Below are 6416 nucleotides of genomic sequence, written 5' to 3' on the forward strand. Positions count from 1 at the left end.
ACGAAAGCAGGTATACCTGAAAGCGTGCGTATTGCCTGAAAACACAACCCGCTACGGGGGAGACTTACCCGAAATCTGATTTATTCAACAAAGCCGGAGCAGTCTGTAGCAGAACGCCAGCTGGTTACAGTCAGAGGCAACAAATTTTATAAACGCCCGCTGATGAATAAAAGTGAGTACGGCGTTTTCTGCAGACTTGAAAAGCTGCTTTCAGCGTCACACCGTGGCTATCGCGTGTTCTCCCAGGTATCACTCGGTGAGATTCTTGGCTCAGATGACAAGCAGGCTTACCTGGCGATTAACAGCAAGCGGGCAGATTTCGTGATCATAGACTGGTCTGGGCAGCCGATAGCCGTCGTTGAGTATCATGGCAGTGGCCATTTTAAGAACGATGCCATCGTACGTGACGCGGTCAAGCGTGAGGCATGTAGCAATGCAGGGATTGCCTTTATAGAACTATCTTCCAGCTATACAGGCGCTGATATTAGAGCCATCAGTGAACATTTGCACGCAAGAGCAGCCTGACTTCAGTGGCACCACCAGTGAAGTCGTCTCTTCTTTTCATCAAGCACGCGCCGCAGCTCCCTGCGGTGCCGCTTCAGTTCTTGATGCAGCATGCGTTTTTTTATCCTGTGGAAAACCTCATTCATGACCTCAGGAGAACAGATATCAGCTTGTGATTCGCAGCGGCTGATTTACTGAAGTAACCAATCCATATAAAGATTAAGGCATTCTTCTGCGATGCCTATAAGTTGTAATTTAGAAAACACATACGCCTCCTTGCATAAAGAGCCTCTATAACCCTATGTTAGGTGTTGTACATGGATAATCGGCAAAATGTTCCAATCGTTTAGCGCTTGAGCTGCATATTAAGAAAATAAATGTAGCATTGAATCCCTTAACATAATTACTAGGGACTTTTCTAAAAAACAATTATCATATATTCTGTTGTCATACTTATATAATCTCTTCAACTGCAAACTTTCATCTGCAAGGAGCTATCGTGGTACATACAAGCAAAAATAAAGTTCTGAAGAAAAGTAAAGAAGAAATCTTCATAGAAAAATGGAACACCACCAATCCAATAGGGACATTAGTTGAAGTCATAAATAATAAATCTCAGAATAACAAGACTTCAGATGAAACTTTAAATTTTGCCAGACTAGTAAATAAGAAGCCTTATGTTGATCTTAAATATAATGGCGGAGCATTTTTAGATGATTTGGAAATAAAAGGGCCAAATCACCCAGATGTAATCGAGAAAAATGAAGCTGAAGAGGAAAAAACTAAAAGGGATAACAGGATTGTATTTGGGGTATTTATTGGGCTCCTTTTATATTCTTATGCTTGCACTATATATTTCAAAGGAAATGATTTATCTCCTGTGTATGCATTCATAACTCTAATATTCTCCCTCTTCATACGAGCATTTTCACCTGAAAATGCGGCGAGAAGTGTCAAGGTTCTGATATTAATTGCTGATATTATGGCTGTTTCCCTTACGTTTTTCTCACTATTACCTATACCATTTTTTAAAGAAAATATGATTATAACCTATTACTTAATAAGTGTTTTATGCTTAATTGGTGCCCAATCATTTTATAGGGAGCTATGATTTTAAAAGTTTTTTCAAAAAGGCCATTCAAGTAAATGGCCTTCTAAACTCTATGAGTTTAGGCTAAGCACTATCCTTGCCATAAGGTATGACTTTAATTTTTTTCAACTCATAATCAAATTCTTTCAACCATTCTCCCGGGCGCCGACCTTCAAAAATATCAATTAGCCATTTACCAGAAGAACGCGACATTAAGCGCTGATAAAAAACAGGATGATGTTGACCTAAATCCGGCCCTTTATCTCCAGACTCATATACCCACGTCGTTATATATGGCGAAAATGTAGGCCAGTTTTCTTTAAGGAACCTGATAAAGTCTTCCAGATTACCGCGACCGCCGCCGCCCATTCCATCAGCTAAAACAAAGTGTTCATTAACGTAGCCAAGTATTTTATCACCGTTATTATTGTCAATTTTAAGGCAGATTAATTCACCATCATGACGACCACCAGTAACTCGATACAGTTCCCATGAAAATTTACCTTCTTCAGGCTGGCTGAAAAAGTCATGGTACGAAGAACCAATATTAAGTGCCGGGAAGGGAGAGTTCTCTCCGCTTAATAGCCAGCTCTGACTAAAACCAAAGCTAAGTGACAAGCGGTCCGCTAAATCAAAAGGCAGGTCATCCAGACCATCGAGGCAGTCAAACAAAAGAGATGGAGAGGCCTCTCCAGCACGCCGCGCGATATGCGCCACATCTGAAGGTTCACTCCATGCAAAGAACCCGTCATTGCGTAATCTTTCAAACACAAACGCAAGCCTTGCTGCGACATCCTTACGCCATCTTTGCCGATGAGTAAGCGATTCTTCCTGAGCTGGTTTGTATTTCTCTGTAAGCGCCAGACGGCACTCTGCTTCGATAGAACGTTCAGCTCGCGCAGCAGCTGCTTCGACACGCATGAAAATGTCGTCAGGAAAATTCCTAACCTGGATCTTGGCCATAGGTCCTCTCAACTCATTTTAGCTGGTTAGCATCATGAAAATGACGCCTAGTGAGTCAAGCTAATCACAAGTGATGATGGGAATAAACATTTTCTTAAAATGAAATCAAAAAGAACTCAAAAAGACTCATTTTATGGAAGCTCTAGTTCAAAGATAACGGCTCTGATAATTACTCATGTTATGTACTAAAACGGTCGGTTTCGTACATGTAGAATATAGCCTGTCCGAAAGTTAGTGTTTTTAATTTCGGACATGCGCTATAATAAGTACACCTATTTCGTACACAAAATAACTACATGTCACGAGTCTTTGCCTACTGCAGGGTATCGACCCTCGAACAGAACACTGAAAACCAGCGTCGTGAAATCGAAGCGGCCGGCTTTGCCATCAGACCCCAGCGACTGATTGAAGAGTACATAAGTGGTTCAGTCGCGGCTGCTGAACGCCCTGGATTTATGCGTCTCCTTGATCGAATGGAAAACGGGGACGTTTTAATCGTAACGAAGCTGGATCGCCTCGGGCGAAACGCCATGGATATCAGAAAAACCGTTGAGCTACTTTCTGCGTCAGAAATACGGGTACACTGCCTGGCGCTGGGAGGGGTAGACCTCACCAGTCCGGCCGGAAAGATGACAATGCAGGTAATCTCGGCGGTTGCTGAATTTGAGCGCGATCTGCTACTTGAACGTACACATGCTGGTATTGCGCGGGCTAAGGCATCCGGAAAGCGTTTCGGCCGCCCGCCGGCTCTGGATGACGAACAAAAGAAAGCGGTGTTCTTGCGTCTTAGTGAAGGGAAGAGTATCAGCGCGATCGCCCGCGAATTTGACACCACACGGCAGACCATTTTAAGAGTGAAAGCGATAATGGAAGACGCTGATGCTCGTTCATGAGTTGCTTTTCTGCGTATGTCCGCTTTGTGCCATAAGCGGACGTTATTCCGATAACAAAGAGCGGAACAACGAAGAATATAAATAGCTAAACTTCAGATTTTCAGTATATCAATGACGACTCTCAGTGCCGGCGACACATTGCGGTGAGGATAATACAGGAATGAACCTTCCAGGCGCTGGCTGTAACGTGGCAACGCCCTGATAAGATTGCCTTGCTCTAAATCATCAGCGACCAGTTCCTCCGGGACATAAGCCAGCCCCAGCCCCAGTCTGGCTGCTTTTGCTTCCATGTAGCTGTCAGAAAAGGCCCACTGTCCTTGTGGTCGGTGCATTATTTTTTTACCGTCCTGAAGGAGTTCCCACTGATAAAGGCTACCATCGGCAAACTGGTAGGCTATACAAGGATGAATCACTAAATCAGCCGGTGTTTGTGGAAAGCCATAGCGACGAAAATGCTCGGGCGTAGCTACAACAACCATCTCCATGTCAGGTGTAATACGCACCGCGACCATGCCCTGTCCTACCTCCGGCCCCAGCCGCACGCCGGCATCAAATCGCTCAGCGATAATATCGACGAACCGGCTTTCACTGATGAGTTCAAGCCTGATATCGGGGTAACGGTGCTTAAATAGCGCCAGCTTCGGTAAAAGAACTTTATCAATAGCATGCTGGCTGGCATTGATGCGTACCGTACCGGACGGGGTATTCCGGTAATACGCCAGCGTGGCAAGACCCGTATCTAAAGCATCAAATCCGGATTCTGTTGTCTGATACAGTTGCTCACCTGCCTGTGTTAACGACAGCCTGCGCGTAGTGCGAACCAGAAGCTGTATACCCAGCCTTTCTTCAAGTTCACGGACAGAACGACTAACGCCTGATTGTGCAAGTCCAAGACGATGTGCCGCTGCAGTGAAACTGCCCTCCCGCACCACCTGCATAAACAAGTAGAGCTCATTATAGTTTTCCCGTTTTGCCATTTGCGCGTCCTCAGAATATCTGGCCGCAAATGATGTCTGCTGCGGCCCTTCATTTATAACAATATGCTATTAATCCTAGCAATTTTTACCCTCTAATCAGCACTATTTCTGCTACCTATAATGAGCGCATTGCATCAAAGCACAGCAGTACTCTCCGTATGAAACCGGTACCTCACTTTTCTTTTTCAGGGGAATTTAAATGAATGTTTTCACCAGAAAGCTGACAGCCGCGCTACCCGCTATGCTGCTATGCGTATCATTAAGTGGAGTTACGACAATGAGTTATGCTGACACATCTAATCCGAACTCGCCTGTTTCAATGGTAGAAAAATGGGATAAAACCTTTGCAGAGAGCGATAAGGTTGATCATCGCAAGGTGGCATTCCAGAACCGTTACGGGATCATATTAGTAGGGGATCTTTACATCCCCAAAAACCGGGGCGAACGTAAACTGGCTGCGATTGCATTAAGTGGTCCTTTCGGTGCGGTCAAAGAGCAATCAAGCGGCCTGTATGCACAGACCCTGGCCGAACAGGGATTTGTTGCGCTGGCATTCGATCCTTCTTACACGGGTGAAAGTGGTGGCTATCCGCGTAATGTCGCCTCTCCGGATATCAACACTGAGGACTTTAGCGCGGCGGTTGATTTCCTTGGATTACAAAAAGAGGTGGATCGCCATCGTATTGGATTACTCGGTATTTGCGGCTGGGGAGGCATGGCACTCAATGCGGCGGCGATGGATACACGCGTAAAAGCAGTTGCGACCAGCGTGATGTACGACATGAGCCGGGCGATGGGACATGGCGTTGGTGATGGCAAAGACCGTTATTCAACAGCCGATCGCCGTGCCGTATTACAGTACCTGAACGAGCAGCGCTGGAAAGATGCTGAAAGCGGAACTATCGCCCGCGGTAGTCACGATATTAATGTGGATAAGAATGGCAGCGTAAGCGCTTCTGAGCGAATTCTGCCGGAAACATTACCCGCGAATCCACACCCGGTACTGAAAGAGTTTTTTGATTATTACAGAATGCCACGCGGCTTCCATGGGCGTTCTGTTAACTCTAATGGCGCATGGAATGCAACGATGCCCTTGTCGTTTATGAATATGCCGCTGCTTAGCTACGCAAATGAAATCACTATTCCTGTGTTGATTGTTACAGGTGAAAAAGCGCACTCGCGCTATTTTGCAGAAGATGCCTACAAAGCGGTTGGCAGCACTGAAAAAGAGCTTGTGATCGTCCCCGGCGCAAACCACGTGGACTTATACGACAACGCTGCAGGTAAGATCCCTTTTGCCAGGTTTGAACAGTTTTTCAAAACCAGCTTAAGGTAAAAACGCAGCTCAGAATCGTTTAAAAGCCACCTGTAATACTCAGGTGGCTTTGACTCTGGATCTATCCCGACATGATGTTACATAGAATCCTTATAATATCGCACTTCATTCTCACCCACTCTCATCGTTATTACATGAATAGCGTTTATTTCGTTTATGCCTGAAGAAGATCGGGCGCTATTCACAGGTCCTGATAATATTCATAATGCGTCATTAAACATCACAATAGATACAGGGGCGAGCCTGGCAGCAGAAGATAAATATTATGACAGGATACGCAATGGTATCCCGTCGATATTTCTACATTGTTCCGGTTTAATTGTTCCGATTTAACTTTTATAACCGATCAGCGTCAGTTAAGGCTTAAGGATAACCTTCGTCCATCCCTCATCGCGATCGTCAAAGTGCTTATATCCCTCAGGCGCCTCAGCAAGTGAAAGACGGTGTGAGATTATGCCGCCCGGGCTGGCTTTACCCTGATGGATCAGACGGGCCAGCTGACGATTATAGGCTTTGACGTTCGCCTGGCCGGTGCGGATTGACTGTCCTTTAAACCAAAAACTGCCGAAATCAAACGGCATCTTACCTTCTTTGGCAAGGTCTGATGCAGCTCCCGGATCCTGCGGGATAAACACGCCAACCACACCAATTCC

At 45.5% G+C, this 6416-nt stretch carries 6 protein-coding genes and 1 pseudogene; 4 read left to right on the forward strand and 3 right to left on the reverse strand.

Going from position 1 to position 6416, the window contains the following annotated elements:
* Positions 1 to 162: 162 nt before the first annotated feature.
* The gene (locus FHW04_RS23250; RefSeq protein WP_094106490.1) at positions 163 to 525 is read left to right on the forward strand and encodes a DUF2726 domain-containing protein; all 363 of its coding nucleotides are present in this window, start codon (positions 163 to 165) and stop codon (positions 523 to 525) included.
* Positions 526 to 1003: 478 nt separating this feature from the next.
* Complete coding sequence (locus tag FHW04_RS23255) at positions 1004 to 1615, forward strand: hypothetical protein (RefSeq protein WP_089562631.1); 612 nt, start codon at positions 1004 to 1006, stop codon at positions 1613 to 1615.
* Positions 1616 to 1678: 63 nt separating this feature from the next.
* Here the strand turns inward: FHW04_RS23255 and FHW04_RS23260 are convergent, their stop codons facing one another.
* On the reverse strand, positions 1679 to 2557 hold the full coding sequence (locus FHW04_RS23260) for a FitA-like ribbon-helix-helix domain-containing protein (RefSeq protein ID WP_089562630.1): 879 nt from the start codon (positions 2555 to 2557) through the stop codon (positions 1679 to 1681).
* Positions 2558 to 2853: 296 nt separating this feature from the next.
* Between FHW04_RS23260 and FHW04_RS23265 the strand changes: the two genes are divergently transcribed.
* On the forward strand, positions 2854 to 3450 hold the full coding sequence (locus FHW04_RS23265) for a recombinase family protein (protein WP_033755777.1): 597 nt from the start codon (positions 2854 to 2856) through the stop codon (positions 3448 to 3450).
* 92 nt (positions 3451 to 3542) lie between these two features.
* On the opposite strand, the gene FHW04_RS23270 is transcribed toward FHW04_RS23265, so the two are convergent.
* A complete protein-coding gene (locus tag FHW04_RS23270; protein WP_089562629.1) occupies positions 3543 to 4427 on the reverse strand; it encodes a LysR family transcriptional regulator in 885 nt (294 codons plus the stop codon).
* Between the two features lie 199 nt (positions 4428 to 4626).
* On the opposite strand from FHW04_RS23270, the gene FHW04_RS23275 reads away from it, so the two are divergent.
* On the forward strand, positions 4627 to 5763 hold the full coding sequence (locus FHW04_RS23275; protein WP_089562628.1) for an alpha/beta hydrolase: 1137 nt from the start codon (positions 4627 to 4629) through the stop codon (positions 5761 to 5763).
* Positions 5764 to 6119: 356 nt separating this feature from the next.
* Here FHW04_RS23275 and FHW04_RS23280 read toward each other — a convergent pair.
* A pseudogene (locus FHW04_RS23280) lies at positions 6120 to 6416 on the reverse strand (zinc-binding dehydrogenase); the annotation flags it as partial.

Origin of the sequence: Pantoea sp. AN62 (assembly GCF_050432985.1) — a bacterium.
Taxonomy (GTDB): Bacteria; Pseudomonadota; Gammaproteobacteria; order Enterobacterales; family Enterobacteriaceae; genus Pantoea; species Pantoea brenneri.

What these genes read in the sequence shown, in the direction of transcription:
- FHW04_RS23260 (WP_089562630.1), bottom strand. Translation starts at nt 2,557, where the DNA reads ATGGCCAAGATCCAGGTTAGGAATTTTCCTGACGACATTTTCATGCGT.
- FHW04_RS23265 (WP_033755777.1), top strand. Translation starts at nt 2,854, where the DNA reads ATGTCACGAGTCTTTGCCTACTGCAGGGTATCGACCCTCGAACAGAAC.
- FHW04_RS23270 (WP_089562629.1), bottom strand. Translation starts at nt 4,427, where the DNA reads ATGGCAAAACGGGAAAACTATAATGAGCTCTACTTGTTTATGCAGGTG.
- FHW04_RS23275 (WP_089562628.1), top strand. Translation starts at nt 4,627, where the DNA reads ATGAATGTTTTCACCAGAAAGCTGACAGCCGCGCTACCCGCTATGCTG.
- FHW04_RS23250 (WP_094106490.1), top strand. Translation starts at nt 163, where the DNA reads ATGAATAAAAGTGAGTACGGCGTTTTCTGCAGACTTGAAAAGCTGCTT.